Raw genomic sequence first — 802 nt, 5'->3', positions numbered from 1 at the left:
AAGGGTTATATCTGGGTGCTGCAGAAGGCGAGGGGATAGCAGCTGTCACTCAACACGCGAGCTATTTCTGAGACCTGGTTTTACCGCGTTCGGGATCGACGGTGTCCCTGGCCGAAGCTACAGTGGCGGCCCTCGACACCATCGAGCCTGCCCGGAGCGCCCATGGACAGCCGCCTCGACCGCATGATCGCCCGCCTCACCACCCAGCGCCGGGCGCTGGAGCGGGCGGCGGAGGAGACCCGGGACTTGCCCGGCCCGGTGCTGGAGATCGGCCTGGGCAAGGGCCGCACCTACAGCCATCTGCGCAAGCTGTTCCCGGACCGCCGGATCATCGCCTTCGACCGCGACCTGCACGCCCCGGCTGATGCGGCGCCGGCCGGCGCCGACCTTGTGCTGGGCGATTTCCGCGAAACGCTGTCCGCCTTGTCCGGCTGCGCGCCCGCAGCCTTGGCCCATGCCGATTTCGGCAGTGAGGACCGCGCCCGCGACACCGCCCAGGCCGGCTGGCTGGCGGCGCTCATCGATGCGTTGATGGCACCGGGTGGCCTAGTGGTCAGCGACCGGGCGATGCAGTCGCCGCGCTGGACCCCCTTGCCCTTCGACACGCCGGACTGGCCTTATTTCCTCTGGCGCGTGAACTAGCCGCCACCACAGCTCACTTCACATCCGGCATCCGTTTCCGCGGCTTCGTCGGCCGGGCGGTCAAGGCCAACATGCTGCTCATAGTCGAATGCCGCCACTGCTACCACGCCGGCCGCTTCAAGGCGAACGACGTGGCCAAGGTGGTCGGCTGGAACAAGCC

1 protein-coding gene is annotated in these 802 nt (G+C 68.2%); it reads left to right on the top strand.

Annotated elements, in window-relative coordinates:
• The first annotated feature begins 162 nt into the window (after positions 1 to 162).
• Entirely contained in the window at positions 163 to 642 is a 480-nt protein-coding gene (locus EOA75_RS33440) for a class I SAM-dependent methyltransferase (RefSeq protein WP_067330704.1), read from the top strand.
• Positions 643 to 802: the final 160 nt, after the last annotated feature.

Source organism: Mesorhizobium sp. M1A.F.Ca.IN.022.07.1.1 (assembly GCF_003997575.1).
Classification (GTDB): Bacteria; Pseudomonadota; Alphaproteobacteria; order Rhizobiales; family Rhizobiaceae; genus Mesorhizobium.
This window is presented reverse-complemented; position numbering and strand designations above follow the sequence as displayed.